General features: G+C 69.1%; 25 protein-coding genes. 7 read left to right on the top strand and 18 right to left on the bottom strand.

Annotated elements, in window-relative coordinates:
- Positions 1-13: 13 nt before the first annotated feature.
- The 3 genes from VLF18_RS13230 to VLF18_RS13220 form a co-directional block, all read right to left on the bottom strand.
- Entirely contained in the window at positions 14-1,036 is a 1,023-nt protein-coding gene (locus VLF18_RS13230) for an ADP-ribosylglycohydrolase family protein (RefSeq protein ID WP_325280102.1), read from the bottom strand.
- Positions 1,037-1,124: 88 nt separating this feature from the next.
- On the bottom strand, positions 1,125-1,664 hold the full coding sequence (gene ssb, locus VLF18_RS13225) for a single-stranded DNA-binding protein (protein WP_325280101.1): 540 nt from the start codon (positions 1,662-1,664) through the stop codon (positions 1,125-1,127).
- Positions 1,665-1,813: 149 nt separating this feature from the next.
- Positions 1,814-2,920 (bottom strand): sensor domain-containing diguanylate cyclase, encoded by a 1,107-nt coding sequence (locus tag VLF18_RS13220; RefSeq protein ID WP_325280100.1) that lies wholly within the window; start codon positions 2,918-2,920, stop codon positions 1,814-1,816.
- Positions 2,921-3,090: 170 nt separating this feature from the next.
- Between VLF18_RS13220 and VLF18_RS13215 the strand changes: the two genes are divergently transcribed.
- Genes VLF18_RS13215 through VLF18_RS13205 form a run of 3 tightly spaced genes read left to right on the top strand, consistent with a single transcriptional unit; the run spans position 3,091 to position 5,211 of the window.
- Positions 3,091-4,095, top strand: a complete 1,005-nt coding sequence (locus VLF18_RS13215; protein WP_325280099.1) for a polyprenyl synthetase family protein — start codon at positions 3,091-3,093, stop codon at positions 4,093-4,095.
- 40 nt (positions 4,096-4,135) lie between these two features.
- Positions 4,136-4,603 carry an SET domain-containing protein gene (locus VLF18_RS13210; RefSeq protein ID WP_325280098.1) on the top strand — a complete coding sequence of 156 codons (468 nt, stop codon included), beginning with the start codon at positions 4,136-4,138 and terminating at the stop codon, positions 4,601-4,603.
- Positions 4,600-5,211, top strand: coding sequence for a HutD family protein (locus tag VLF18_RS13205; RefSeq protein ID WP_325280097.1), 612 nt, complete (start codon positions 4,600-4,602; stop codon positions 5,209-5,211). Before VLF18_RS13210 ends, VLF18_RS13205 begins: the two co-directional genes overlap by 4 nt.
- Before the next feature lie 156 nt (positions 5,212-5,367).
- Here the strand turns inward: VLF18_RS13205 and VLF18_RS13200 are convergent, their stop codons facing one another.
- Positions 5,368-6,054, bottom strand: a complete 687-nt coding sequence (locus VLF18_RS13200; RefSeq protein ID WP_325280096.1) for a Fe2+-dependent dioxygenase — start codon at positions 6,052-6,054, stop codon at positions 5,368-5,370.
- Positions 6,055-6,200: 146 nt separating this feature from the next.
- Between VLF18_RS13200 and VLF18_RS13195 the strand changes: the two genes are divergently transcribed.
- The 4 genes from VLF18_RS13195 to VLF18_RS13180 are packed head-to-tail and all read left to right on the top strand — an operon-like array spanning position 6,201 to position 10,378.
- Positions 6,201-6,914, top strand: a complete 714-nt coding sequence (locus tag VLF18_RS13195) for a sterol desaturase family protein (RefSeq protein ID WP_325280095.1) — start codon at positions 6,201-6,203, stop codon at positions 6,912-6,914.
- Positions 6,915-6,952: 38 nt separating this feature from the next.
- A complete protein-coding gene (locus VLF18_RS13190; RefSeq protein WP_325280094.1) occupies positions 6,953-8,665 on the top strand; it encodes a GMC family oxidoreductase in 1,713 nt (570 codons plus the stop codon).
- Between the two features lie 47 nt (positions 8,666-8,712).
- Entirely contained in the window at positions 8,713-9,345 is a 633-nt protein-coding gene (locus VLF18_RS13185) for a hypothetical protein (RefSeq protein WP_325280093.1), read from the top strand.
- 31 nt (positions 9,346-9,376) lie between these two features.
- On the top strand, positions 9,377-10,378 hold the full coding sequence (locus tag VLF18_RS13180; protein WP_325280092.1) for an AraC family transcriptional regulator: 1,002 nt from the start codon (positions 9,377-9,379) through the stop codon (positions 10,376-10,378).
- A 104-nt stretch (positions 10,379-10,482) separates the two neighbouring features.
- On the opposite strand, the gene VLF18_RS13175 is transcribed toward VLF18_RS13180, so the two are convergent.
- From VLF18_RS13175 to VLF18_RS13110, 14 genes are all read right to left on the bottom strand, one after another.
- The gene (locus VLF18_RS13175; RefSeq protein ID WP_325280091.1) at positions 10,483-12,939 is read right to left on the bottom strand and encodes a TonB-dependent siderophore receptor; all 2,457 of its coding nucleotides are present in this window, start codon (positions 12,937-12,939) and stop codon (positions 10,483-10,485) included.
- 378 nt (positions 12,940-13,317) lie between these two features.
- Positions 13,318-14,931 carry a sulfite reductase subunit alpha gene (locus VLF18_RS13170; protein WP_325280090.1) on the bottom strand — a complete coding sequence of 538 codons (1,614 nt, stop codon included), beginning with the start codon at positions 14,929-14,931 and terminating at the stop codon, positions 13,318-13,320.
- Positions 14,928-15,920, bottom strand: coding sequence for an FAD:protein FMN transferase (locus tag VLF18_RS13165; RefSeq protein ID WP_325280089.1), 993 nt, complete (start codon positions 15,918-15,920; stop codon positions 14,928-14,930). Before VLF18_RS13165 ends, VLF18_RS13170 begins: the two co-directional genes overlap by 4 nt.
- A 210-nt stretch (positions 15,921-16,130) precedes the next feature.
- Positions 16,131-16,937, bottom strand: a complete 807-nt coding sequence (locus VLF18_RS13160; RefSeq protein ID WP_325280088.1) for a DUF4198 domain-containing protein — start codon at positions 16,935-16,937, stop codon at positions 16,131-16,133.
- A gap of 120 nt (positions 16,938-17,057) precedes the next feature.
- The gene (locus VLF18_RS13155; RefSeq protein WP_325280087.1) at positions 17,058-17,597 is read right to left on the bottom strand and encodes a DUF2271 domain-containing protein; all 540 of its coding nucleotides are present in this window, start codon (positions 17,595-17,597) and stop codon (positions 17,058-17,060) included.
- Between the two features lie 10 nt (positions 17,598-17,607).
- Positions 17,608-18,228, bottom strand: coding sequence for a PepSY-associated TM helix domain-containing protein (locus tag VLF18_RS13150; RefSeq protein WP_325280086.1), 621 nt, complete (start codon positions 18,226-18,228; stop codon positions 17,608-17,610).
- 268 nt (positions 18,229-18,496) lie between these two features.
- A complete protein-coding gene (locus tag VLF18_RS13145) occupies positions 18,497-18,820 on the bottom strand; it encodes a non-heme iron oxygenase ferredoxin subunit (protein ID WP_325280085.1) in 324 nt (107 codons plus the stop codon).
- Positions 18,821-18,836: 16 nt separating this feature from the next.
- Complete coding sequence (locus VLF18_RS13140; protein WP_325280084.1) at positions 18,837-19,391, bottom strand: N-acetyltransferase; 555 nt, start codon at positions 19,389-19,391, stop codon at positions 18,837-18,839.
- Entirely contained in the window at positions 19,388-19,831 is a 444-nt protein-coding gene (gene sufU / locus VLF18_RS13135; RefSeq protein WP_325280083.1) for a Fe-S cluster assembly sulfur transfer protein SufU, read from the bottom strand. The genes VLF18_RS13140 and sufU overlap by 4 nt, the downstream gene beginning before the upstream one ends.
- 2 nt (positions 19,832-19,833) lie before the next feature.
- A complete protein-coding gene (locus VLF18_RS13130; protein WP_325280082.1) occupies positions 19,834-21,060 on the bottom strand; it encodes a cysteine desulfurase in 1,227 nt (408 codons plus the stop codon).
- Positions 21,057-22,358: a Fe-S cluster assembly protein SufD gene (sufD, locus tag VLF18_RS13125; RefSeq protein WP_325280081.1), complete on the bottom strand. Its 1,302-nt coding sequence runs from the start codon at positions 22,356-22,358 to the stop codon at positions 21,057-21,059. Before sufD ends, VLF18_RS13130 begins: the two co-directional genes overlap by 4 nt.
- Complete coding sequence (sufC, locus tag VLF18_RS13120) at positions 22,355-23,122, bottom strand: Fe-S cluster assembly ATPase SufC (protein WP_325280080.1); 768 nt, start codon at positions 23,120-23,122, stop codon at positions 22,355-22,357. The genes sufD and sufC overlap by 4 nt, the downstream gene beginning before the upstream one ends.
- Positions 23,123-23,168: 46 nt before the next feature.
- Positions 23,169-24,608 carry a Fe-S cluster assembly protein SufB gene (gene sufB / locus VLF18_RS13115; protein WP_325280079.1) on the bottom strand — a complete coding sequence of 480 codons (1,440 nt, stop codon included), beginning with the start codon at positions 24,606-24,608 and terminating at the stop codon, positions 23,169-23,171.
- A 21-nt stretch (positions 24,609-24,629) separates the two neighbouring features.
- Positions 24,630-25,079 carry an SUF system Fe-S cluster assembly regulator gene (locus VLF18_RS13110; protein WP_325280078.1) on the bottom strand — a complete coding sequence of 150 codons (450 nt, stop codon included), beginning with the start codon at positions 25,077-25,079 and terminating at the stop codon, positions 24,630-24,632.
- Positions 25,080-25,301: the final 222 nt, after the last annotated feature.

The following is a 25,301-nucleotide window of genomic DNA, read 5'->3' as shown; positions in this document are numbered from 1 at the left end:
CGCCGCGCCGGTCTCAGCCGCGCGCGGCAGCCGCCGGCAGGCCCGGCACGACGCGCGCGAGCAGCGCGTCGAGCAGCGGATCGAGCAGCCCGCGGCCGCGCAGTCCGTCGCGCCACATCGGCGGAATGCCGGCCAGCCCGTAGCGCAGGCCGGCGATGCCGCCGGCCACCGCAGCCGTCGTGTCGGTGTCGTTGCCAAGCGCGATGGCGGCGCGCACGGTGTCGGCGTAGTTCGTCTCGCGGTCGAGCGCATGGCGCGCCGACCACAAGGTGTCGACGACATAGCCGCTGCCGCCGACCTGCTGCGCGCGGCGCGGGTCGAGCACGATGTCGATTTCCAGAACGGGAAAAATGGACGGATCGGCGTGGCGGCGCAGGCTTTCCTCGGCCGCGGTCCAGGCGTCCATGTGCCCGCTCAGTTCCGCGCGGGCCCAGAGGCAGTAGAACCCGCAGGCGATCTGCGCACGCACGTGCGCGTGCGTCGGCACGGACTGCCACGCGGCCATCTGCATCAGCGCCGCATCGTCGGCGTCGTGCCACAGCGCGAGCGGCAGCACGCGCATCAGCGAGCCGTTGCCGTTGCGGCGTTCGTCCGCCGGCGACGCTGCGGTCGGCGCCGCGCCGGAACGCAGTGCGTTCAGCGCCTGCAGCGTCTGCAGGCCGACGTCGAACACCCTGCCGTCGACCGCGAGATAGCCGTCGTCGTACCAGTTCACGAGCCGGCGCGAGAAATCGCCGAGGTCGAAACCGCCGCACTCCAGCAAGGAGGCGAGCAGGCACAGCGCCTGCGCGCCGTCATCGGACCAGGTGCCCGGCGGCACGCCCGCATGCGCGCGGCGGAACCCCGGCGGCGGATCGAAGGCGATGTCGGCGAATGGCGGCAGCTCGGCCGCCGGATGAAATTCGTAGGGAACGCCGAGCGCGTCGCCGACGAGCAGGCCGACGAGTCCGCCGGCGATCCGGTCACGGCGCTGCGCGTCTTCCGGCGAGAAGCGTGCCGCGGGCTCCGGCACGTCAGGGTCGTCCGTCAGGTCCATCGCCGCGCGCTCCGGCCGTTGCCGCGTCGCCGCGGCGGCGTGCTTCGATCGCCGCGGCGCCACAGTTCACTGGATTGCAAAGTAAAAATCAGAACGGAATGTCGTCGTCGTCGAAACCGGTGTTCTGCACCGGCTGCGGCGCGCCGCGCTGCGGTGCGGACTGCGGGCCGCGCGCGGGACCGCGCTCGCCGCCGCCGCTGCGGGAACCACCGCCTTCGTAGCCGCCGCCACCGCGGGAACCGCCGCCTTCATAGCCGCCGCCGCGCGAGCCGCCTTCCATGTCGCCGCCGCCGGGACGGCCGCCGAGCATCTGCATTTCCGCGGCGACGATGTCGGTCGAATAGCGCTTGACGCCGTCTTTCTCGTATTCCTCGGTCCGCAGCGAGCCTTCGATGTAGACCTGCGAGCCTTTCTTCAGGTATTCGCCGGCAATCTCGGCGAGGCGGCCGAAGAACTTGACCCGGTGCCACTCGGTCTTTTCCTTCTGTTCGCCGGTCTGCTTGTCCTTCCACGATTCGGACGTGGCGACGCTGATGGTCGTGACGGCCATGCCGCCGGCGCTGTAGCGCGTTTCCGGGTCCTTGCCCACGTTGCCGACGAGAATGACTTTGTTGATGCCGCGTGCCATGAAGATTCCTTGATTGCAGACGGCCCTGAGCGGGCCGGATAGGGCGGGAACGATAGCATGCGCCCCGTCGCAGACCGCAGGATCCGGCCGCGGCGTGGCCTCGGAATCGTCCGAAATCCGCGGCGGCGGCAGCGCCGGAACCGGCGGACTCAGCGGCAGCGGCGCCGCTCGATGCGGTTGCGGCCGCCGCGCTTGGCCGCATAGAGCGCGCGGTCGGCCGCGGCGACGAGCGCCGTCGCGTCGCGGTCCGGGCGCGGCCGCGTCGCGCTGACGCCGATGCTGACCGTGACGAAGGGCATCAGCGGCGAGGCGCGGTGCGGCATGCGCCGCTCGACGACGCGCAGGCGGACCGCCTCGGCGATGCGGGCCGCCTCGGCGAGTCCCGTGGCCGGCAGCAGCACGGCGAGTTCCTCGCCGCCGTAGCGCGCGACCTGCCGGTCGCGCGTGCGGACCGTGTCGCGGCAGATCTGCGCGAGCGTGCGCAGGCAGTCGTCGCCGTGTGGATGGCCTTCGTTGTCGTTGAGCAGCTTGAACCAGTCCGCGTCGAGCAGCAGCAACGCGAGCGGCAGGCCCGCGGCCGCCGCGCGCGCCCAGGTCTCGTGCAGATTCAGGTCGAACGCGCGCCGGTTCGCCGCGCCGGTCAGGCCGTCGACGAGCGAGAGTTCGCGCAGCCGCTGGTTCGCCGCCTCGAGATCGCGCACCACGCTCGCGAGATGGATCGCGCCGGCGATCTGCGTGGCGACCGCGTCGAAGGTCGCGCGCACCGGTGCGGTGAAGAAGTCGCGCTCGATGCTTTCGAGATTCAGCACGCCGAGCAGGCGGCGCCGGTGCCGGATCGGCACGAGGTATTCCGAACGCACGTTCGGGTGTCCCGGCAGGTAGTCGGGATCGTTGTCGGTGTCCTCGATGAGCTGCGCCGCGCCCGTGCGTGCGCAGCGTCCCGATGCGCCTTTCGTGACCGGCCAGGCGCCGGGCGCCACCGGCGCCAGCAGCAGGTCGCCGGCCCAGACTTCGCCGACGAAACAGTCGCCCGCTTCGTCGAGCAGCAGGATGCTCGCGATCTGCACGGGCAGTTGCCGCACGAGGCAGTCGACGATGCATTGCAGGGTCTGTTCGAGGCCGTCCGCGTCGAGCGCTTCGCGCGACACCTGCGCGAGGATTTCCGCGAGCAGCGCGCGGCGACCGAGTTCGTCCGCTCCGGTCCAGGACAGGCCGGCGGTCGGTGCGGTCGCGGGGAAATGCGGATTTCCGGGCATGGAGCCCCCTCGTCGCGGCAGTGTACCGTCGTCCCCCGCCGCGCTGCGCTGCGCCGATGGCGCATACCGGAGGCGACCGCCCCGCCCCTGCGGCGTCGCGCCGCGGCACCAGCCGGTGCCGCAGGTGGCCGCTATAATCGGCGCCCTGCCCGTACGAGTCTTCCGTCCCGATGCCCAGCGCCGCCGCGGCTCCGTCGCCCGTCATTTCCGATTTCGCCGCCGTCCAGGCTCTGGCCCGGCCCGACATGCAGGCCGTGGACACGCTGATCCGGACACGACTGTCCTCCGACGTCGTCCTCATCAACCAGGTCTCCGCGCACATCGTCGGCGGCGGCGGCAAGCGGCTGCGGCCGATGCTGCATCTGCTGGCCGCGCAGGCCGCGGGCTATCGCGGCGACGAGCACGTACAGCTCGCCGCGGTCATCGAATTCATCCACACGGCAACGCTGCTGCACGACGACGTCGTCGACGAATCCGACCTGCGCCGCGGACGCAAGACCGCCAACGCGATGTGGGGCAATGCGGCGAGCGTGCTCGTCGGCGATTTCCTTTACTCGCGCTCGTTCCAGCTCATGGTCGAACTGCAGCGCATGCGCGTGATGCAGATCCTCGCCGACACGACCAACGCGATCGCCGAAGGCGAAGTGCTGCAGCTCCTGAACATCGGCAATCCCGACACCGACGAAGCCGCCTACCTGCGCGTGATCGAACGCAAGACCGCGGTGCTGTTCGCCGCGGCGACGCGCCTGGGCGCCGTGCTCGCGGGCCTGCCGCCGGAACAGGAGGAAGCGCTGTACCGGTTCGGCCTCGATCTCGGCTATGCGTTCCAGATCGCCGACGATCTGCTCGACTACGTCTCCGATGCCGACACGCTCGGCAAGAACATCGGCGACGACATCGCCGAAGGCAAGCCGACCCTGCCGCTGATCTACGCGATCGCGCGCAGCGAACCGGCACAGGCGCAGAGCCTGCGCCGCGCGATCGAATCGGGCGGCCTCGACTCGCTCGACAACATCGTCGCGGCGATCCGCGATTCCGGTGCGCTCGAACTCACGCGCGCGAAGGCGCTGGACTACGCCGACGCCGCGCGCGGCGGCCTGCATGCGCTGCCGCCGTCGCCGGCGCGCGACGCGCTGGAGACGCTCGCGCGCTACGCCGTGGACCGGACCTACTGATGCCCGCCGCCTCGTTCGCCGGCTCCGCGGCGGTGCCGCCGTGATCCTGCCGCGCTATCACGTCGCCGATTCGCTGATTCCCGGCGCCGGCAAGGGCCTGTTCCTCGACGAGCCGGTCGCCCGCGGGCGCCTGATCACCGCACCGGACGCGATTCCCGAAGTGTTCCGTTTCGACGACATCGCATCGCGTGCCGACGCCGCGCAGCTGCTGCCGGCGACCGTGCGCTGGTTCGAGGACCGCTACACCGTGACGCCGGAATGGCCGGACGAGTGCTACATCAACCACGCATTCGACCCGACCGGACTGTGGCACCTCGGCTTCGTGTTCGCGCTGCGCGACCTGCCGCCGGGCACCGAAGTCACGGTCGACTATCGCCATCTGCTCGCACCCGGCCAGCGCGAGGACTTTCCCGACGCGAGCACCGGCGCGGACATCATCGGCTTCAGCTGGGAAGAAAGCCTGAAGACCTCGACCGCGCAGCTGCACGCGCTGCTGGAACGCGCATGACGACGCTGCGCGTACTGCGGGCGCACGACTATCGCCGCATGGCCTGGAAGAACGGCGGCGGCATCACGACCGAGATCGCACGCCGCGGCGACGGCGACGCGTTCGACTGGCGCGTATCCGTTGCAGAAATTGCGCAGGATGGCGATTTCTCCATTTTTCCCGACGTGGACAGGGAACTCATGCTGCTCGACGGCGGCGGCGTGGAACTCGCGATCGGCAGCGACGAACCCGTCGCGCTGACGCGGCGCTACCAGAAGCACGCGTTTCCGGGCGAGGCGCCGGTCAGCTGCCGCCTGATCGACGGACCGACGCGCGACTTCAATCTCATGGTGCGCCGCGGCCACTACGCCGCGGAGCTGATCGCGCGCCCCATCGTCGGCGCGCAGCTGCTGTTTCCGGCCGCCGGCACGACCTGGCTCGTCTTCGTCGCGAACGGCCACGTTCTCGTCAACGACCGCAGCGACGTGCCGCGCATCGAAGGCGGCGAGACGCTGCTCATCGAGTTCATGCAGAGCGGCGGATCACCGCTCGTACTCAACGGCGCGGGCGAGATCGTGCTGGTGAAGCTGAACAGCCGGGAATCGGGCGTCGAGAATCGGGGATCGTAAGCGCTGTCGCGGGAATCTTTTTGTCGCTCGCGAAAAACCCGACACCTCAGCTGCCGACGCTTCTCCCCCTCGCCCAATCCTCTCTCCCCAAGCTCCGCTTGGAGGAGAGGGCTACGGCTTTCGTTCTGACGATTCCCATTCCCTAATCCCCGCCGTTCACACTTCCGACCACCGCCGCAGCAGGTTGTGATACACGCCGACGAGCTGCACGAGCGCGGGATGTTCGGCGTTGGCCTGCGTGAGGCTCTGGATCGAGATGTCGAGGTCGAACAGCAGGCGCCGCTCGCCTTCGTCGCGCACGAGGCTCTGGATCCAGAAGAACGAGGCCACGCGTTCGCCGCGCGTGACCGGCGTGACCTGGTGCAGGCTGCTCGCCGGATAGAGGATCAGGTCGCCGGCCGGCAGCTTGACGCTGTGCGTGCCGAAGCTGTCCTCGATCACGAGTTCGCCGCCGTCGTAGTCCTCGGGGCCGCACAGGAACAGCGTGGCCGAAAGATCGGTGCGGACCGGGTTGCGGTCGTCGCCGGTGCGCGGATAGCGCACGGCGTTGTCGACATGGAAACCGAACGACTGGCCCGACGCATAGCGGTTGAACAGCGGCGGAAAGATGCGCCGCGGCAGCGCGCCGGCCATGAACGTCGGGTGGCGCTGCAGCTTGTCGAGGATCAGCGCGCCGATCTCGCGCGCGGCCGGATGGTCGTCGGGCAGCTGCAGGTTGTGCTTGGCCCTGGCCGACTGGTAGCCGGCGGTCAGGCGGCCGTCGGCCCAATCGGCGGCGTCGAGAAGCTGACGGCAGCGTGCGACTTCTTCGGCAGTCAGGACGTTGGCGACGTGAAGCAGCATGGCCGGCAATTTCAAAGGATGAAGCGGCGCATTCTACGCAATCGCCCGCTGGCGTCCCGAGCCGGCGACAAAATGGCGCATCCCGACAATACGACGGCCGGTGGCCGCGCCGAGAATCGGTCGCGACCCCGTTCGGAGCCGCCGCCGTGAACGCCAGAACACGCGCCTTTCGCGACGATTACGCGCGCACGATCACACCGCGCGGCTATCGCGGCCTGCGGCATGCGCTGCTCGTCGCGCTCGCCGGCGGCGCGATGCTCGCGTTCGCGATCTCGCCGCTGCGTGCCGCCGACGTGGCGCGCCTGTGGTGGCTGATACCGGCGACGTTCGTGCTGGCCAACCTCGTCGAATACTTCGTGCACCGACACCTGATGCACAGGGACACGCGCCTGCTGCATGCGATGTACGTGCGTCACACGCTGCGTCACCACCGCTATTTCACGCACGACGACGTCGAGCTGACCGGCACGCACGATCTGCACGCCGTGCTGTTCCCGCCGGTGCTGCTGTTCTTCTTCTCGGCCGTCGCGCTCGGCGCCGCCGCCGCGGTCGCGCTGCTGCTGGGCCGCGCCGCCGGGCTGATGTTCTTCGCGCTCGCGCTGGCCTACTACCTGGCCTACGAAGTGCTGCACCTGCTCGCGCATTGGCCGCGCCGCGAAGACACGTCGCGTTCGTCGTGGCTGCGCCGCCTGCTCGTGCACCACCGCCTGCATCACGCGCCGGAGGTCATGGCGCGCGGCAATTTCAACATCGTGTTTCCGCTCGGCGACCGGCTGTTCGGCACGCTGCGGCGCGAATGCCGCGACGCGGCGGCGACGCAATCCACCGGCGAGGCACTCGGCTCCGGCAAAGGCAGCTGATCGTCACCAACCAAGAACCACGCGCCGGGGAGGGCACGATGGATTTCGATCCGGACAGACGGAATTTTCTTGCGGCCGCTTGTGCCGTCGCAGCGGGACTGTGCCTGCCGCGCGGTGCGCAGGCCGCGGCGCCGCCGCGAACGCCGCTGAGCCGGCCGCTGGAACAGCTGCGCAGCCAGTATTCGACGCTGGTCATCGGCTCGGGCTACGGCGGCAGCGTGATGGCTGCGCGCCTGGCCGGCGGCGGTCCGCTCGCGCTGTTCGAGCGCGGGCGCGAATGGCTGCCGCAGGATTTCCCCGACACCGGCGGCGCGGTCGTGCGCGAGCTGCGCAGCGACGCCGCACCGCTCGGCCTGTTCGACTATCGCAGCGGCAGCGATCTCGACGCGCTCGTCGGCAACGGGCTCGGCGGCACGTCGCTGATCAATGCGAACGTCGTGATCGCGCCGGACCGCGACGTGTTCGGCGCCTGGCCCGCGGCGATCCGCGATGCGTATCAGTCGGGCGCGATGGACGTGCATGAACAGCGCGTGCGCGCCATGCTCGCGGTCGAAACCGCCGGCGCGTCGCTGCGCAAGCAGCAGATGCACGCGTCGACGACGGCGCGGCGCCGGCGCGCCGGCGCGAGCGTCGATTTCCGCCGGCTCGACCTCGCCGTGAACCTGAGCCGCTACGCCGGCACGGCCAACGCCGAAGGCGTCGTGCAGACGTCCTGCCGGCTCTGCGGCGACTGCGTCAGCGGCTGCCGCACGGGCGCGAAGAACACGCTGGACGTGAACTATCTGCGCGCCGCCGCGCGCGGCGGTGCGGAAATCTATACGCGTATCGAAGTGGGCTTCGTCGAGCGGGCAGGCGGCCTCTGGCGCGTGCACTACGTCGCACGACCGGCCGGCGCGCCGCCGCGGCGCGGCAGCGTGCTCGCCGCGCGCGTCGTCGTCGCGGCCGGCGCGCTCGGATCGAGCCAGATCCTGCTGCGCTCCGCGGCCATGGGACTCGTGCTGCCGGCTGCACTCGGCACGCGCGTGTCGGCGAACGGCGACTTTCTCGGACTGGGCTACAACAGTGCGGTGCAGACCGACACGGTCGGTTTCGGCGAGGGCTCGCCGCGATTCGACCAGCGCCAGGTCGGGCCGACCATCACGGGCGCGGCGCAGTATGCCGCGGCCCATCCGGCGCAGCGGTTCCTGATCGAGGAAGGCGCGTGGCCGCGCGCGCTCGCCGACGCGTTGCGCGTGCTGATGCCGGCGACCGCGTCGGCACCCGACGTGCCGGCCGGCCAGCGCGAGCTGCGCGATATCGCCGGGCTGCGGGCCAACGGCGCGCTGAACCATTCCATGGTCTATCTCGGCATCGGCCACGACAGCGCCGGCGGCCGCATCGCGCTCGATGCGACCGGCCAGGCGCGCATCCGCTGGCCGGGGCTGCCGGCCGAACCGTTCGTCGCGCGCATGCGCGAGGAAATGCGCCGTCATGCCGCCGAATTCGGCGCGAGCCTCGTCGAAAGTCCGCGGGCGCATCCGGTATTCGGCGCGGCGCTGACGACGGTGCATCCGCTCGGCGGCTGCCCGATGGGTGCCGACGCCGGCAGCGGCGTCGTCGACGCGGACGGGCGCGTGTTCGACCCGCGCGGCGGCGTGCACGCCGGCCTCTACGTGACCGACGGCGCAGTGATTCCGGCCTCGCTCGGCGTCAATCCGCTGCTGACGATCGCGGCACTCGCCGAACGCATGGCCGCGCGCATGACCGCCTGAGCGGCCCGCTGCGTCGTACACCTGTCCATTCGTACCAGGAGATCCGCATGAACGCCGTGCTGAGAAGACTTTTCGCCCTGCTGCTGTGCTGCGCCGCCGGAACGCCGCACGCGCGCGGCCTGTTGTTCGACGAGGAAATGCGCGGCCACGGCTACTGGGACGGCGAATTGCGCACGCTGCATTTCGTGCTCGACGTGCGCATTCCCGACATCGACCGCTGGCGCGCGAGTCCGGCGCATCCGGCGCAGGTCTCGGGCAGCTTGCGGCTGGACGCCGCCGCGCCGCAGACGCTGGCCGGCACGCTGGAAATTCTCGCGCCCGCGCCGAACCAGGACGGCCGCGTGCTCGTCTACCGGCTGACCGCGGCAAACTGGCGCTTTCTCGGCGCCAAGCTCGTCCGCAACGACGGCGGCTTCGACCTCATCGACGACGTGACCACGCTCCACGGCGTGCTGCTGCCGCGCACGGCGGCCTGGCCCAGTGTCGGCAGCCTCGTCGACGACGGACAATGGAGCAGCGAGGTACAGTTCGAGTGGTGGCGGCCTTCCATCGTGCTGGCCTTCCTCGATTCCTTCGCGACCATCGACACGCCGTGGTACGAGGTCCCATGGGTCAAGTACGTCTTCATCGACACGACGTTCGGCGCAGTCGCCGGCGAGTTCCTGTTCGACCTGCTGTGAGACGGCGCGGCACGCACGCGCCGCGGCACGCATGAGCCGCGGCGACGTTTCCCGGCTGTACGCCGACGCGTTCGCGGAATTCGCGAACCGCAGCGGCGCATTGCCGGCCTCCGACGCGGTCGCGGCGACGCCGGGTTTCGTGCAGCGCGTTGACGGCCAGGACTTCGGCCGTCGCGTGCAGCAGGCGGTCGATGCGAGCGGCGATGCCGATCTTGGCGTTCGCTTCGGCGCGGCGATCGGCGGGCGCGGCTTCGGCCTGCTCGGCATCGCGACCGCGACCGCGCCGAGCCTGCAGCAGTCGCTCGCGAGCCTCGTGCGCTGGGAGCCATTGACCTCGACGCTGGGCCGCATCGGCATCCGGCGTTCGCGCCGCCATCTGCGTCTGACCTGGACGCCGCACGTCGCGGTGCCGCCGGCGGCGATCGAAGGGATTCTCGGCGGCTGGGTCGCGTTCGGCCGCTTTCTCGTCGGCGAGAACGTGCCCGTCGTCGCGCTCGAACTCGCGCACGCGCGCCGTGCGCGCAGCGAAGCCGACGCCGTGCTCGGCTGCGAAGTGCGCTTCGGCGCGGCCTGCAATGCCGTCGTGATTCCGCTCGACATCCTCGACGCGCGGCCGCGCTATGCGGACGTGCAGCTGCATGCGGCGCTCGCACAGTGGCTCGACGACTGCGTGCAGGTGCTCGGCGGCGGCGATGCGGCGGTATTCGACGCAGGCCGGCTGATCCTCGACCGACTCGCGCTCGGCGAAACCAGCGAGGACCTCGTCGCCGAGGGACTCGGTCTCGCACGGCGCACGTTCCAGCGGCGGCTCGCGCAGAACGGGCTGAGCTTCCGGCGCTTGCGCGACCTGCTGCGCGCAAGCGTCGCGGTGTGCCGGCTCAGCGGCGGCAGCGAGCGCCTGCTCGACGTCGCCCAGCACGTGGGTTTCGCCGAGCAGGCGACGTTCACGCGCGCGGTGCGCCAGTGGACCGCGCGCACGCCGCGCGAAGTCGCGCGCCTGTTCGCCGCGGACTACGCTGCGCTGCGGCGCTGAAAAGCCGAACGGGGCCGGGTTCACTTAGCTGGCTAAGTGAACCTGGCCCCGTCTGGCTTTTTCCCGAAAGCGCCGACGCGTCCGTGCGGCGGCGATGTCACGCATCAGAAGGAGTAGTTGGCCTGCAGGGTGACCTGACGGCCTTCGCCCGGCGTCGCCCAGCCGCTCGCGGCGGTGCGGATGCGCGTGTAGTACTCCTTGTCGAACAGGTTGTTCACGTTGAGCTGCAGGCGCAGATCGCGGTTGACGTTCCAGGCGGCCATCGCACGGTGCGTCCAGTAGTCGTCGGCCTTGGCGAGCGGGCCGTTGAGATTCGTCGCGCTGTGCTGATTGAGGTAGTACGTGCCCTGGTAGTTCACGCCGTAGCCGAACTGCCACTGGCCGACGTCGAGCGTCGTCCACGCATTGAACGCATGCTTGGGCACGCTGACCAGATCGTCGCCGCGCGTGTAGTCCAGGCCGCTCGCAGCCTGACGGTTCGACACACCCTGCAGCACTTCGCTCTGCAGGTAGGTGTAGTTCGCATAGACCGCCCAGTGCTCGGACAGATTGCCGCTGACGCCGAGCAGGATGCCGTCGACGCGCGCTTCGCCGTCGAGCTGCTGCTGGCCGGACGGATTGTCCGGGTTGCCCGGATCGGCGACGCGGTAGTTCTCGCGGTCGTTGCGGAAGATCGACGCGGTCAGCGACAGACGCTGGTCGAGCAGATCCCACTTCGTGCCGATTTCGTAGTTGACGGCGGTTTCCGGATCGACCGTGCAATTGTTCGTGCCCGTCGTGCTGCCGACCGTGCAGGAACCGCTGACCGACGCCTTCGACGGCGTCTTCGAATTGCCGTAGGCGACGTAGATGCTGCCCGCTTCGACCGGCTTGAACACGAGGCCGGCACGGTAGGAGAACAGATCGTCGTTGTTCTTCGTCGGCGCGTTGGCGCCGGTGACCGTGCCGATCGGACCGGCCGCGCCCGCCGCCGTGGAAACGACGTACGACGTGCTGCTGCCTTCGTTGCGCTCGAAGCGCGTGCCGAGGTTGAGCTGCCACTGCTCGCTGAACTTCAGCGTGTCGAATGCATAAATGGCTGCATTGTCCAGTTCGCCGTCGACCTTGCTCGTCAGCGTGCGGTTGCGCGGACCGGTGTAGTACGTGTCCGGGTTCAGCGGATCGGTGAACGGCAGGTGATTCGGCGCGACATACGGATTGCTGCCGTCCGGATTGCGGAACTCGCTGCTGCCGTCGAGCGTGAAGGTTTCATGCATCAGCGAGAAACCGGTCACGAGCGTGTGCTCTATCGACCCCGTGTTGAATTCCGAGGTCAGGTCGGTCTGGTTGACCAGCATGCGGTTCGAGGTGTCGCGCACGTTGCCGCGCGGACCGCTCGGCATGTAGGTGTTCGGCGGAACCACGATCGTGACCGGCGGCTGGCCCACGACCGGCGTGCTCGTGACCGAGCAGCTGCCGCCGATCGGCGTCTGGTTGTTGGCCAGGCAGAACGTGCCCTGCGGCGGATCGACGATCAGGAACTGGTTCACTTCCTGCACGCGCGTGAAATTGCGCAGGCGCAGATTGTCGTTGAACGTGTGGCTCAGGATGCCGGTGAACGCGTCGACTTCGATTTCCTGCGTGTCGACGTTGCGGTAGCCGTAGTAGGTGCTCGGATCGAGGCCCGGCAGCTCGAAGCCGCGGTTGCCCGCGAAGAAATACGGCACGCCGTATTGCGGCGTGTTGTCGTCGCGCTGGTGCAGATAGCTCAGCGTGAACACGGTGTCGCTGCCGAGGCCGAACGCGATCGACGGCGCGAAGCCCCAGCGCTTCATTTCCTCGACGTCACGGCCGGGCACGTCGTTGCGATGGCCCATGAGGTTGATGCGGAACGCGACGCCGTCGCTGATCGACTGGTTCGTGTCGAGCGTGACGCGGCCGTAGGAATCGGTGCCGACGCCGAGGCCGACGTTCGTGAATTCCGCTTCGCCGGCGACCTTGGACACGAGGTTGATCGTGCCGCCGACCGAGCCCGCGCCCGAATACACCGAGTTCGCGCCGTTGACGACTTCGATCTGCTCGAGATTGAACGTGTCGGTGCGCGAGTACTGCGCGCTGTCGCGGACGCCGTCGACCTGGATGTCGTTGTTCGCGGAGAAGCCGCGCAGGTTGATGCTGTCGCCGAAACCGCCGCCGCCTTCGCCCGCGCCGAACGTGATGCCCGGCAGCGTCGACAGCACGTCGCGCAGCGACAGGAGGTTCTGGCCCTTCATCACGTCCTGCGACACGACTTCGATGTTCTGCGGCGTGTCGCGCAGCGGCGCGGTGTACTTCGGCGACGAGACTTCCTTGACCGACGTGCCCTGCACGTCGACCGCGTCCAGACGCGTGTCGTCGCGTCCGCGGCGGCCGTCGGCACCGTCCGGCGTCTGCACCGCGTCGGCGCTCGCCGCGACGTCGGCGGCGACAGCGGTTTCCGCGAAGGCGTGCGGCGCGGTCGAGGCAAGGGCGAGACCCAGCGCGGTCGAGAGCAGGCGCGGCGGCGTCGCAGCGGCGGAACGGATATACGAGGAATTCGACATCGGTACTTCCCTGGCAGTCGTAATGCAAAAGTCTTCGATCGGCCGGACGCGCGGCAGCGGCACACGAAGCGCGCAGGCGTGGCGGAAACGGATTTCCCCTGGCCGCCCGGGACGCGACGCGCGGCGCCGGTCCGGGAACTACGAAAGCTTAACAGTAAATAAGAATGATTCGCAACAGACTTCGCGGCCGTATTTGGGCGGGCCTGTCGGGCGCGGCGCCGCGTGATTCGCAACGTCGAGGTCCCGGCGCGGCGAATGGGCGATTCGAAATAACGGAGATTCTTCGCAGCGTGGATTCCGTGATGTCGCGGTTCGCTGCGCACGGCGACCTACGTCGCTCCGTGATTGGCGCCCGCTCGGTGAGCCACGCCGTGTTGCTCAATACACGTCGCGCCGGTACCGCCCCTGCTCGGCGAGCGCATCGACGACCGCGGCGCCGAGTGCCGCGCGCAGTTCGGCGTCGACCGCGGGGGCCATGCCCTGCAGGCTGCCGCAGACGTAGACGCAGGCGCCGTCGGCGACCCAGGCGCGCAACGCGACGGCCGCCTCGCGCACGCGCTGCTGCACGTAAACGCGTTCGGGCTGGTCGCGCGAGAATGCGAGGTCGACGCGCTCGAGCAGGCCGTCGCGTTGCCAGGCGTCGATTTCGTCGGAGAAAAAGAAATCGCGCGCGCGCTGGCGTTCGCCGAACAACAGCCAGTTGCGCGCCCGGCCCGCAGCGGCACGCGCCTTCAGCAGCGCGCGCAGACCGGCGATGCCGGTGCCGTTGCCGATCAGGATCAGCGGACAGCTTTCCACCGGCGCGTGGAACTGCCGGTTCGCACGCAGGCGCAGCGCGATCGTCCCGCCGGGCGGCGCATGCGCCGTGAGCCAGCCGGAGCCGACGCCGAGCGTGCCGTCGTCGCGCCGCCATTGACGCACCAGCAGTTCGAGCCGGCCGTCGCGCGGAATCGACGCGATCGAGTATTCGCGATGCGGCAGCGGCTTGAGCGCCGCGAGCCGGTCGCCGGCTGCGTCCGGCACGGGCAGCGTCTCGGGCCATTGATGCCGCGCGAGGAAATCGGCGACGGTTTCGCCGTCGCCGCGCCGCTGCGCACCATCGAGCGACCAGCGCGCGAGTTGCGCGGCGACGGCCTCGGGCGCGTGGCGCGGGCCGATCTCGGCGACATCGCCGGCGTCCCAATGCGCGGCCTCGCCGGCCGGCGCTTCGAGCGCCAGCAGGAAGCACGCGCCGCCGACGCTGCCGGGATTGAGTTCCCGCCGTGCGACGAGCCGCCACGACGCGTAGCGCGGCGTCGACCAGTCCGGCTCGTCGCTGCGTCCGGCGATGACGCCGAGCTGGTGCTGCCAGTGGCGCAGCGCGCCGGCATCGCCATTGTCCACATCGATACGATCGAACAATGCCTGCGCGCCCTGCTGGCGCAGCCACGCGTCGACGCGCCGGCCGAAACCGCAGAATTCCGCATAGGCGCTGTCGCCGAGCGCAAGCACGCCGTAGCGCAATCCGGCCAGCGGCACGCTGTGCGCGAGCAGCCGGCGCGTGAAGCGCGCGGCCATGTCGGGCGGATCGCCTTCGCCGTAGGTGCTGACGACGAACAGTGCGCAGCGGCTCGCGCGCAGCCGCGCTTCGTCGAGCCGGTCGATCGCGACCAGCTGCGCCGGATGGCCTGCGTCGACGAGCGAAGACAGCGTGCGCTGCGCCAGATATTCGGCCATGCCGGTCTGGCTCGCGAACACCACGAGCGTCGCATCGGCGTCATCGACGCCGGACGATGCAGGCGGCGCGATGCGCCGCAGCCGCAGCAGGAATACGAACCCGGCGAACGCCGCGACCACGCCGGCCGCAGCCGCGAGACGCGCCGATCCGGGATCCTGCCAGGCGATCGCGCCGCGCTGCCAGGCGCCGGCGGCCAGTGCGATCAACGCCAGCAGCACCAGCGTCGCGACGTTGCCCGCGATCGCGCGGCGCTGCAGCGGATCGATCGCGCTCATGCGCAGCGAAAGCGCGCGAACGCGCTCGATTCGACGACGGCGAGCCCCTGCGTGGCGCGGCTGACGAAGCGCGCGGCGATGCCGTGACGCTGCGCGAACGCGAGGCCGTCGTCGGCGCCGAGCACGCTGAATGCCGTCGCATAGGCATCGGCCAGCATGGTTTCCGCGTGCAGCACCGTCACGGCAGCGAGCGCGTGCGCGACCGGCTCCGCAGTGCGCGGATCGATCGTGTGCGAATAGCGCTGGCCCGCACTTTCGAAATAGCGCAGGTAGTCGCCCGAGGTCGCGATCGCACCGTCGCGCAGCACGCCGACGAGCGGCATTTCGTTTTCCTTGTCGGGCGATTCGATCGCGACGTACCAGGGTCGGCCGTCGCCGCGGAAACCCTGCGCGCGGAGTTCGCCGCCGACTTCGACGAGATAGTCGACGATGCCCTGCTCGCGCAGCGCATCGCAGACCTGATCGACCGCGAAACCCTTCGCGATCGCCGACAGATCGAGATAGACGCCGCCGGGTTGCCACACTGCGCGGCGCGCGTCGTCGCAGCGCACGCGCCGCCAGCCGCAGTCGGCGCGCGCGCGTTCGATCGCCGCGGCGTCGGGCGGCGCTTCGCGCCGTCCGTCCGGACCGAAGCCCCAGAGGTTCACGAGACGCCCGACGGTCGGATCGTAGGCGCCGCCGGTCTCGCGCGCGATCGAAAGGGCGGTCGCGACGACGCGGTAGCAGGCTTCGGGCAACTCGACCCACTGCGACACCGACGCGGCGTTGTAGCGGCTCAGATCCGAGTCGGCGCGCCACGTGCTCATTTCGCGATCGACGCGCTCGAGCGCCGCGGCAATGACGGCGCCGATCGTCCGCGCCTGCGGCCTGCGCCGCGCGCAGACTTTCACCGACCAGGTCGTGCCCATGGTCTCGCCGTTCCAGGCGCGCACGGGCCAGCGCAGCCAGCGGCGCGGCAGGAATCGGCGGGCGGATTCGAGGAGGGTCATGGGTCAGGGCAATGCGCGTTCCGAGCCGGAGCGGGAACGCATCTCCGCCCATGCCCTCCCCTCGAAGGGGAGGGTTTCCCTGCAACTCGCGAAAAAGCGGCCAAAGCTCGCAAACTTCTCGCGGCGCGCCGCAACAGTCCCTCCCCTTCGAGGGGAGGGCGCGGGAGGGGATGGGTTTCGCTCCATCGCATCAGCAAGACGCCGCCACGCTTACGGCGCGAGCACCTCGAACGTCGCCACGTAGCTCGCGCGGCGCGATTTCGCGTTCGGCACGGTCGCCTTGTCGTCCTGCAGCGTCGTCTCGAGCCAGTACATGCCGGCCGCCGGCCAGGTCACGCTGATCTCGCCGTTCTTGTCGGTCTTCAGCGCGATCTCGTTCTGCGCGTTGCGCCAGCGGCTGCCGCCCGGGACGATCTCGACCGCGAGATCTGCGGCGGGCTTGCCGTCGAGCGTGAAGCGGAACTTCGCCGCCTCTCCCGCGAACAGGTCGTTCGGGTGCGTGACCGGCGTCATTTCCAGGCCCTTGCCGGTCGCCTTCAGCGCCGTGTCGTTCGGCGCGCCGGCGGTCGCGAAGGTCTCGATGCGGCCGGCCGACTGGGTGACTTCCACGTTCTTGGCGTCGGCCGGAATCTCTTTCGAGATATTTTCCACTTTGCCGCGCCAGCGCTTCTTCTCGCCGTTGAGCTCGTAGCTCGCGAACACGCCGTCGTTGACGATGGCGATCTTGTACGTGCCGGACTTGTCCAGGTGCAGGTCGAAGCTCGACCGGAACTTGCCGGTGAACGGATTTTCCGGCTGCGCCGCGGCGCCGTCGGGCGCGGTGACCTGCAGGTTGTCGAGCTTGACCGGCACGTGATTGAAGTAGAACAGGTCGTTGGAGACGGCGGCGTCGACCGTGATCCACTGGTCCTGCGTCAGCACGGTCGCCGACGGCAGCAGCCAGGACTTGTGCGCGTGCGCGGCGCCGGCGGCGCTCAGCGCGACGACGAGTACGGCGAGAGTACGCAGAGCTTTCATCGAATTTCTCCTGAAGCGGTCAATCTCTCGGGAAGCGAAATGTCTACTTCGCATTTCGGAATTGCCGGGCAAAACGCGGCGGTGCGCTGCAGCCGCATCGCGAATGCGCGGCCGCTGTTTTCAGGGCGCCGCATCCAGCGTGACGGCGCCCAGTTCGGTCGTGCCCTTGGTGTCGGCGTGGACGGCCTTCGCCGGCGGCCAGTCGAACGGAATGCGGACGAGTTCGCGGCCGCCGACTTCGCGCGCAGCCTCGACGACGAGCGCGTACTTGCCGGGCTTCAGGTCCGCGAGCTGCGGCTGCTTGTCGTTGAAGCTGAGCTTGTGAACGCCGGCCGGGCGCGTGGCGCCGCTGACGCCGTCGATCGGCAGCGCCGCGCTGCGGCCGCTGCGGCGCCACCACTGGCGCAGGTCGGCGAGCCACTTCGTACCGTGTTCCTGCTTGCCGGTCGCCGCGTCCTTGCCGCCCTTCTGCTGATACCAGACCGCGAGATTCGTCGCGACGCTGTTGTCGGGCCGCTCGACCCAGACCGCGACATAGGGCCGGTGGTATTCGGCGACGTCGAGCTTCGGCACTTCGACGCCGACGTTGAGGTCGGCCGCGCTCGCGCCGCCGGCGATCAGCGCGCCGAGCGCGCAGGAGAGTTTCTGTCTGAGACGCATGAGGACCTCGTCAATGGATGAACAGCAGTATGAGCACGAGCGGAACCACGAGACCGAGCACGACGGTCGGCCAGGTTGCCGGACGGCGCGGCGCATGGAGCTGCAGCAGCAGCAGTCCGGTAATCGCGAACACGAGGCAGGCGATCGCGAACACGTCGATGAACCAGGTCCACACCGGGCCGGTGTTGCGGCCCTTGTGCAGATCGTTGAGCCAGGCGATCCAGCCGCGGTCCGTGCGCTCGTACTCGACCGCGCCGGTCGCGAGATCGACGCTGGCCCAGGCGTCGCCGCCGGCGCGCGGCAGCGAGATGTAGATTTCGCTCGCGCTCCATTCGGCCTCCGCACCCGCGACGCGCAGGTCCATCGACTGCGCGAACCACTGCGCGAGTCCGGCGTCGACGGGTTGCTTGCCTTCGCTCGCGCGTGCGGCCAGCGCATCGCGCAGCGCCGCCGGAATTTCCGCCTGGCGGTTCGTGACCACCGGCGCGGCCGGAATCTGGCTCGCGTGATTCAGCGTGATGCCCGTGAACGCGAACAGGATCAGCCCGATCAGGCAGACCGCCGACGAAATCCAGTGCCACTGATGCAGCGTCTTCAGCCAGCCGGCGCGGCGTTGCGGATCGTTGGCCATGGAGTTCGGTACGACGGATCGACGAAGCGCACCGTGACGGCGCAAGGCAACGGATTACAGCACAAATGAGAATCAGTCTCAATTCACTCGGGCGAGCGATCGAGCCGACGCGCGACGCAGGCGCAATAACCGAAGGGCATTGCGCCATCACCGGCGCGGGAACCCGTTTGCGCCATCCCGCCAGCGCGCGGAAACGCGCCTTGCGCCACCTCCACGCCGGGAGGCGAACCCGGAAACGGCGCAACGCCCTTCGGTTACTGCGCCCTGCTCAATCCCAACGGTCGTCCCGCGTGAACACCGCAGCATCTTCCACTTTCACCGGAAACTTCGCGATCGGCTCGTAGGCCGGCGGGCAGAGCACGGCGCCGGTGCGCAGATCGAAGCGTGCACCATGGCGCACGCATTCGATCGCGAAACCGTCGACCGGTCCGCCGGCGAGTTCGCCGCCGTCATGCGTGCAGACGTCCTCGACCGCGTAGAAATCGCCGTCGATATTGAACACGGCGATCGCGACGTCGCCGTCCCAGGCGATCTTGTACTCGCCGGGCAGCAGCTCGGCGGTGCTGCAGACGCGGATCCAGTTCTCGCTCATCGCGGCGGCACTCCGCTCAAAGCGTCTTGGCGAGAATCTCGAATTCCAGGTCGTCGCGCTTGGGAAGACCGAAGCGCTCGTCGCCGTAAGGGAAAGGCTTGCGTACGCCGGTGCGCACATAGCCGCGGCGCTCGTACCAGGCGATCAGGCTGTCGCGGATCGTGATGACGGTCATCTGCATCTCGGCGCAGTCCCACTCGGTCTTCGCGATGCGCTCGGCCTCGGCCAGCACCTGCTTGCCGACGCCGCCGCCCTGCAGGGTCGGATCGACCGCGAACATGCCGAAATAGCCGATGTTGCGGCCGCCCTGCCGCAGCCGCTCGATATGGCAGCAGCACAGCAGGCTGCCGGCGCGCTCGGCGAGCACGATACGGCTGTAGCCGCGCGCGATGAGTTCGGCGACGGAATCCGGATCGGTGCGCTGGCCTTCGAGAAAGTCGGCTTCGGTGGTCCAGCCCTGCTTGCTGACGTCGCCGCGATAGGCCGACTCGACGAGCGCGACGATGGCCGGAATATCGGCGGTCGTCGCGGCGCGGTAGGTGACGGGAGCGGAGTCGGTAGCGGCATTCATGCAGGATCGTCCTTTTCGGTGGTCGTTCGGGCGTCGCCGCGCAGGGCGGCCAGCAGCGTGGCCCAGGGCAGCAGCGCGCATTTGCGCCGCGCAGGATAGCGTGCGAGTTCCGACAGCGCCGAGAGGTCGCCCAGCGGCAGCGCCGGCTCGCCGCCGGCGACCAGCGCCGCGAACGCCTGCTGCAGCGGCGCGATCTCGGCGACCGCCCTGCCCTGCACGGCCTGTCCGAGCAGCGATGCCGTCGCCGTCGCGATCGCGCAGCACTCGCCGCGAAAGCGGTATTCGACAATGCGCGCCTCGCTCACGCGCAGTTCGATGCGCAGCGAATCGCCGCACAGCGCGTTGACGCCGTCGCTCGCATGCGACGGATCGTCCAGCGCGCCGTGGTGCCGCGGCGCGCGGTGATGGTCGAGCACGATGTCGCGATAGAGCGCCGGCATGCTCAGGCGAGCAGCCTCCGCACTCTGTCCAGCGCGACGACGAACGCATCGACTTCCTCGCGCGTGTTGTAGAACGACAGCGACGCGCGCGCCGTCGCCGGCACGCCGAAGAACTGCATCAGCGGATGCGCGCAATGGTGGCCCGAACGCACGGCCACGCCTTCGTGATCGAGCAGGGTCGCCACGTCGTGCGCGTGCACGCCCTCGATCAGGAACGACAGCACGGATGCCTTCTGCGGCGCGCGGCCGAACAGGCGCAGGCCGGTTACCGCGTCGAGCGCCGCGGTCGCGTAGGCGAGCAGGTCCGCTTCGTAGGCGCGGATGCGATCGAGGCCGATGCGCTCGACATAGTCGATCGCGGCGCCCAGCCCGATGAAGCCCGCGATGTTCGGCGTGCCCGCTTCGAACTTGTGCGGCGGATCGGCGAACACCGTGCCGTCGAAACCGACTGTACGGATCATTTCGCCGCCGCCGAAGAACGGCGGCATGGCCTGCAGATGTTCGCGCCGCGCCCAGAGCGCGCCGGTGCCGGTCGGACCGAACAGCTTGTGCCCGGTCATCGCATAGAAGTCGCAGCCGATCGCCTGCACGTCGACGCGCATGTGCGGGCAGGCCTGCGAGCCGTCGACGAGCAGCGGAATGCCGCGCGCGCGGCAGAGCTTCGCGATCTGCGCGACCGGATTGACCGTGCCGATCACGTTGGACACGTGGGCGACCGCGGCGAGCTTCACGTTGCGCGTCAGCATCGCCTCGAAACGGTCGAGCTGCAGCACGCCGTCGGCGTCGATCGGTGCGGCCTTGACGACAGCACCCGTGCGCGCCGCGACGAGCTGCCACGGCACGATGTTCGCGTGATGCTCCATCTGCGTGACGAGGATCTCGTCGCCGGGCTGCAGGCGCGGCAGCGCATAGCTGTAGGCGACGAGATTGATCGCCTGCGTCGTGCCGCTCGTGAGCACGAGCTGGTCGCGGCCGCCGGCGTTGAGAAACGCGGCCAGCTTGTCGCGCGCGCCTTCGTAGGCGGCCGTCGCCTGTTCGCCGAGGCTGTGCACGGCGCGCGCGACGTTCGCGGCGTAGTCGCGGTAGTAACCGTCCACCGCATCGATGACGGCCTGCGGCTTCTGCGCCGTGTTCGCGTTGTCGAAATAGATCAGCGGCTTGTCGTGCACGCGGCGCGACAGCAGCGGAAAGTCCGCGCGATAGTCGTGCGGATCGAAGGCGGCGCTCATGCGCCCACCCGCGGCAGGCGCGCGCTGAGCAGCGCGTCGACGCGTTCGCGCAAGGCCTCGTCCCCGATGCCGTCGAGCACGACGCGGCAGAACGCGAGCGTCAGCACGGTGCGCGCCTCGTGTTCCGGCACGCCGCGCGAGCGCAGGTAGAACAGCGCGGTCTCGTCGAGCTGGCCGACGGTCGCGCCGTGGCTCGCCTGCACTTCGTCCGCGTGGATCTCGAGCACCGGCTGCGTGTCGATCTCGGCATTGGCGGACAGCAGCAGGTTCTTGTTCGACAGATGCGCCGCGGTGCCGTCGGCTCCCGCGCGGATCGTGATGCCGCCATGAAAAACGGCGCGGCCGCGATCGGCACCGAGACCGCGCCAGTTCAACTGGCACGCGGTATCGCGCGCGATGTGGTCGATCGCCAGGCGCGTATCGACATGCCGGCGGCCGTCGGCGAGCAGCACGCCGTTCGCCGACAGTCGCGCGCCGTTGCCCTGCAGCGCGACGTTGAGTTCGTGCCGCGAGAGGTTCGCGCCGAGTTCGAGATCGATGCGGTGGTAGTCGGCGTCGCTGCCGAGCACGGCGTCGGTGCGCGTCAGCAGCGTCGCACTCGCGTCTTCGCTCTGCACGCGCACGTGGTCGAGCCGCGCGCCGCGGCGCAGATGCACGTGCGCGAGGCCGTTGACGAGATGCGCCTGCGGCGTCGCGGCGAGCTGGTATTCGCAGAGCGTCAGGCGCGCGCCGTCGCCGAGTTCGATGTGATGACGCAGGTGGACCGCGTGTTCGCCGTTGCCGCCGGCGCCGAGCAGCACGAGCGCGACCGGCGTCGCGCACTGCACGTCCGCAGCGACGCGCAGCAGCAGGCCGTCCTGCGCGAACGCCGCGTTGAGTCGCGCGAAGGTTTCGTCGGCCGCGCCGAAACGGCGCGCGAGGAATTCGACCTCGCGCGCATCGCCGCCCGCGAGCGCCTGCGACAGCGGGACGACGGACACGCCGTCGGGCACTGCATCGAGCTGCGACAGCGCCGGTGCGAATGCGCCGTTGACGAATACGATGCGCGGCGCCGGGATCGCCGCGAGCACGCCCGCGTCGATCTCGGCCTGCGCCGGCAGCGGCGAGAACGCGCGCCGTTCGAGCGCGCGCAGGGACGTATTCCGCCAGCGTTCGGCGCGCGCGCCGGGCAGGCCGTCGGCCAGCGCGGCGGCAAGCTGCGCCCGGCGCGATTCGCCGAGTCCGGCCGCGTCGCGCTGCGCCGGGGCGAGCGCGGCAAAGCCGCGTTCGAATTCCTGCAACAGCAGCGGCGCGCTCATGCGGTCGTGCGCTCCGGCACGCGGCGCTCGTCGAGCCAGGCGTAGCCCTGCCGTTCGAGCTTGTGCGCGAGCGTCCGGTCGCCGCTCTCGACGATGCGGCCCTCGGCCAGCACGTGCACGTGGTCGGGCACGATGTAGTCGAGCAGACGCTGGTAGTGCGTGATCACGACGAACGCGCGGTCGGGGCTGCGCATGTGATTGACGCCTTCGGCGACCATCTTCAGCGCGTCGATGTCGAGGCCCGAGTCGGTCTCGTCGAGAATCGCGACGCGCGGCTCGAGCAGCGCCATCTGGAAGATCTCGTTGCGCTTCTTCTCGCCGCCGGAAAAGCCCGCGTTCACGGCGCGGTGCAGCAGTTCGTCGGAGATGTGCAGAACGCGCAGCTTCTCGCGCACGAGCTTCAGGAACTGCATCGAGTCGAGTTCGCCTTCGCCGCGATACTTGCGCTGGGCGTTCAGCGCGGCCTTCAGGAAATACGTGTTGTTGACGCCGGGAATCTCGACCGGGTACTGGAACGCGAGGAACAGGCCTTCGGCGGCGCGCTCTTCGGGTTCGAGCTGGAGCAGATCCTTGTCGCCGAAATCGACCGTGCCGGACGTGATCTCGTAGCCGTCGCGCCCCGCGAGCACGTTGCCGAGCGTCGACTTGCCGGCGCCGTTGGGGCCCATGATCGCATGCACTTCGCCAGGCTTCACCGTGAGGTTCAGCCCCTTGAGGATTTCCTTGCCGGCGACGCGGACGTGGAGGTTTTCAATTTTCAACATAGTGGATTCCTGGGCCGCACGCATGCGGCCGTGATTCGTCGGGGCTTCAGCCCACCGCGCCTTCGAGCGAGACTTCGAGCAGCTTCTTGGCTTCCACCGCGAATTCCATCGGCAGCTCCTTGAACACCTGCTTGCAGAAGCCGTCGACGATCATCGACACGGCGTCTTCTTCGCCGAGGCCGCGCGAGCGGCAGTAGAACAGCTGGTCGTCGGAGATCTTCGAGGTCGTGGCCTCGTGCTCGACGATCGCGCTCGGGTGCTTGACTTCGATATAGGGGAACGTGTGCGCGCCGCACTGCTTGCCGATCAGCAGCGAGTCGCACTGCGTGTAGTTGCGCGCGCCGGCGGCGCTCTTTTCGACTTTGACGAGGCCGCGGTAGGTGTTCTGGCCGCGCCCGGCGCTGATGCCCTTGCTGATGATCTTGGACTTCGTGTTGCGCCCGATATGGATCATCTTCGTGCCGGTGTCGGCCTGCTGCGCGTGATGGGTCAGCGCGACGGAGTAGAACTCGCCCGTGGAATCGTCGCCGCGCAGCACGCAGCTCGGGTATTTCCAGGTGATCGCCGAACCGGTCTCGACCTGGGTCCAGGAGATCTTCGAGCGCGCGCCGCGGCAGTCGCCGCGCTTGGTCACGAAGTTGTAGATGCCGCCGACGCCGTTCTCGTCGCCGGGATACCAGTTCTGCACCGTCGAGTACTTGATCTGCGCATCGTCGAGCGCGACGAGCTCGACGACGGCCGCGTGCAGCTGGTTCTCGTCGCGCTGCGGTGCGGTGCAGCCTTCGAGGTAGCTCACGTAGCTGCCTTCCTCGGCGACGATCAGCGTGCGCTCGAACTGGCCGGTGTTGATCGCGTTGATGCGGAAATACGTGCTCAGCTCCATCGGACAGCGCACGCCCTTGGGAATGAACACGAACGAGCCGTCGGAAAACACCGCGCAGTTGAGCGCGGCGAAATAGTTGTCGCCGATCGGAACCACAGAACCCAGATACTGCTGCACGAGTTCGGGGTACTCGCGAATCGCCTCGGACATCGAGCAGAAGATCACGCCGGCTTCGGCGAGTTCCTTGCGGAAGGTCGTGCCGACCGAGACCGAGTCGAACACGGCGTCGACGGCCACGCCGGCGAGCTTGGCGCGCTCGTGCAGCGGCACGCCGAGCTTGTCGTAGGTTTCGAGCAGTTTCGGATCGACCTCGTCGAGCGATTTCGGCCGCGCCTTCGGCGCGGCGTAATAGCTGATCGCCTGGAAATCGATCGGGCCGATCCGGAGCTTGGCCCATTCCGGCACGGGCATGGTCAGCCAGTGGCGGTAGGCCTTGAGCCGCCATTCCGTCATCCACTGCGGCTCGTGCTTCTTGGCCGAGAGTTCGCGAATGACGTCCTCGGAAAGTCCGGGCGGCAGGTATTCGGTTTCGATGTCCGTCACGAAGCCGGCCTCGTAGCGCCGGTTCAGTGCATTCTCGATGTCGTTGCGTTCGGTGGCCATGGGCTGCCTAGTCGATGCGTTTCATACCAGGGCGACGCGCAGCGGCGTCGGCACGGGGCGCTTGGGCCCTGGCGGTTTCATCATGTCGGCCAGCGTGACGCTGGCCAGCGCGTCGGCGATCGCCTGGTTGATGCGCTGCCAGTTGCCGCGCACGCCGCAGTGGTTTTCGTGATCGCAGAGTCCGCTCGTCACGCTGCACTCGGTCATGCCGATAGGACCTTCGATCGCGACGACGATTTCGGCGACCGAGATCGCCGCCGGCGCGCGCGCGAGCCGGTAGCCGCCGTTGACGCCGCGGAACGACTCGACGAGGCCCGAATGCACGAGTTGCTTGAGCAGCTTGGAGACGGTGGGAATTTCCAGCCGGGCCCGCTCGGCGAGCACCTGCGCACTGAGCACGTCGTTGCCGGCCTCGGCAAGAACGCTCATGACGACAGTCGCGTAGTCGGTGAGTTTGCTGACGCGGAGCATGACGGCGCGGGCGGCGAAAGTAGACCGAAATGGTACGGTTTTCGGTCGCCGGCGGCAAATGCGTTTTTGGAAGTGAAAAGCGGAGAGGAGCGAGGAACGAGTGGAGCTGACGGGCTGCCGTGCTCGTTTCTCGCTCTTCTTCACTGTTCTCTTTGGTCTGGCTCGCGGCCGGAATCGGGGTCAGTCGAAAAAAAAAAGCGCCCGGCCGCAGCCGGGCGCAAG

The organism is Tahibacter sp., from assembly GCF_035481375.1.
Classification (GTDB): domain Bacteria; phylum Pseudomonadota; class Gammaproteobacteria; order Xanthomonadales; family Rhodanobacteraceae; genus Tahibacter.
Note: the sequence above shows the minus strand (reverse complement) of the source record. Positions and strands in the feature narration are given on the sequence as shown.

Bases quoted from the DNA above. Each gene is read 5' to 3' on its own strand.
- VLF18_RS13220 (WP_325280100.1), bottom strand. From the start codon at position 2,920: ATGCCCGGAAATCCGCATTTCCCCGCGACCGCACCGACCGCCGGCCTG.
- VLF18_RS13190 (WP_325280094.1), top strand. From the start codon at position 6,953: ATGGATTTCGATCCGGACAGACGGAATTTTCTTGCGGCCGCTTGTGCC.
- sufC (WP_325280080.1), bottom strand. From the start codon at position 23,122: ATGTTGAAAATTGAAAACCTCCACGTCCGCGTCGCCGGCAAGGAAATC.
- VLF18_RS13110 (WP_325280078.1), bottom strand. From the start codon at position 25,079: ATGCTCCGCGTCAGCAAACTCACCGACTACGCGACTGTCGTCATGAGC.
- sufU (WP_325280083.1), bottom strand. From the start codon at position 19,831: ATGCCGGCGCTCTATCGCGACATCGTGCTCGACCATCACCGCGCGCCG.
- VLF18_RS13145 (WP_325280085.1), bottom strand. From the start codon at position 18,820: ATGAGCGAGAACTGGATCCGCGTCTGCAGCACCGCCGAGCTGCTGCCC.
- VLF18_RS13215 (WP_325280099.1), top strand. From the start codon at position 3,091: ATGCCCAGCGCCGCCGCGGCTCCGTCGCCCGTCATTTCCGATTTCGCC.
- VLF18_RS13230 (WP_325280102.1), bottom strand. From the start codon at position 1,036: ATGGACCTGACGGACGACCCTGACGTGCCGGAGCCCGCGGCACGCTTC.
- VLF18_RS13130 (WP_325280082.1), bottom strand. From the start codon at position 21,060: ATGAGCGCCGCCTTCGATCCGCACGACTATCGCGCGGACTTTCCGCTG.
- VLF18_RS13205 (WP_325280097.1), top strand. From the start codon at position 4,600: ATGACGACGCTGCGCGTACTGCGGGCGCACGACTATCGCCGCATGGCC.
- sufD (WP_325280081.1), bottom strand. From the start codon at position 22,358: ATGAGCGCGCCGCTGCTGTTGCAGGAATTCGAACGCGGCTTTGCCGCG.
- sufB (WP_325280079.1), bottom strand. From the start codon at position 24,608: ATGGCCACCGAACGCAACGACATCGAGAATGCACTGAACCGGCGCTAC.
- VLF18_RS13175 (WP_325280091.1), bottom strand. From the start codon at position 12,939: ATGTCGAATTCCTCGTATATCCGTTCCGCCGCTGCGACGCCGCCGCGC.
- VLF18_RS13160 (WP_325280088.1), bottom strand. From the start codon at position 16,937: ATGAAAGCTCTGCGTACTCTCGCCGTACTCGTCGTCGCGCTGAGCGCC.
- VLF18_RS13165 (WP_325280089.1), bottom strand. From the start codon at position 15,920: ATGACCCTCCTCGAATCCGCCCGCCGATTCCTGCCGCGCCGCTGGCTG.
- VLF18_RS13200 (WP_325280096.1), bottom strand. From the start codon at position 6,054: ATGCTGCTTCACGTCGCCAACGTCCTGACTGCCGAAGAAGTCGCACGC.
- VLF18_RS13185 (WP_325280093.1), top strand. From the start codon at position 8,713: ATGAACGCCGTGCTGAGAAGACTTTTCGCCCTGCTGCTGTGCTGCGCC.
- VLF18_RS13150 (WP_325280086.1), bottom strand. From the start codon at position 18,228: ATGGCCAACGATCCGCAACGCCGCGCCGGCTGGCTGAAGACGCTGCAT.
- VLF18_RS13155 (WP_325280087.1), bottom strand. From the start codon at position 17,597: ATGCGTCTCAGACAGAAACTCTCCTGCGCGCTCGGCGCGCTGATCGCC.
- VLF18_RS13180 (WP_325280092.1), top strand. From the start codon at position 9,377: ATGAGCCGCGGCGACGTTTCCCGGCTGTACGCCGACGCGTTCGCGGAA.
- VLF18_RS13140 (WP_325280084.1), bottom strand. From the start codon at position 19,391: ATGAATGCCGCTACCGACTCCGCTCCCGTCACCTACCGCGCCGCGACG.
- VLF18_RS13170 (WP_325280090.1), bottom strand. From the start codon at position 14,931: ATGAGCGCGATCGATCCGCTGCAGCGCCGCGCGATCGCGGGCAACGTC.
- ssb (WP_325280101.1), bottom strand. From the start codon at position 1,664: ATGGCACGCGGCATCAACAAAGTCATTCTCGTCGGCAACGTGGGCAAG.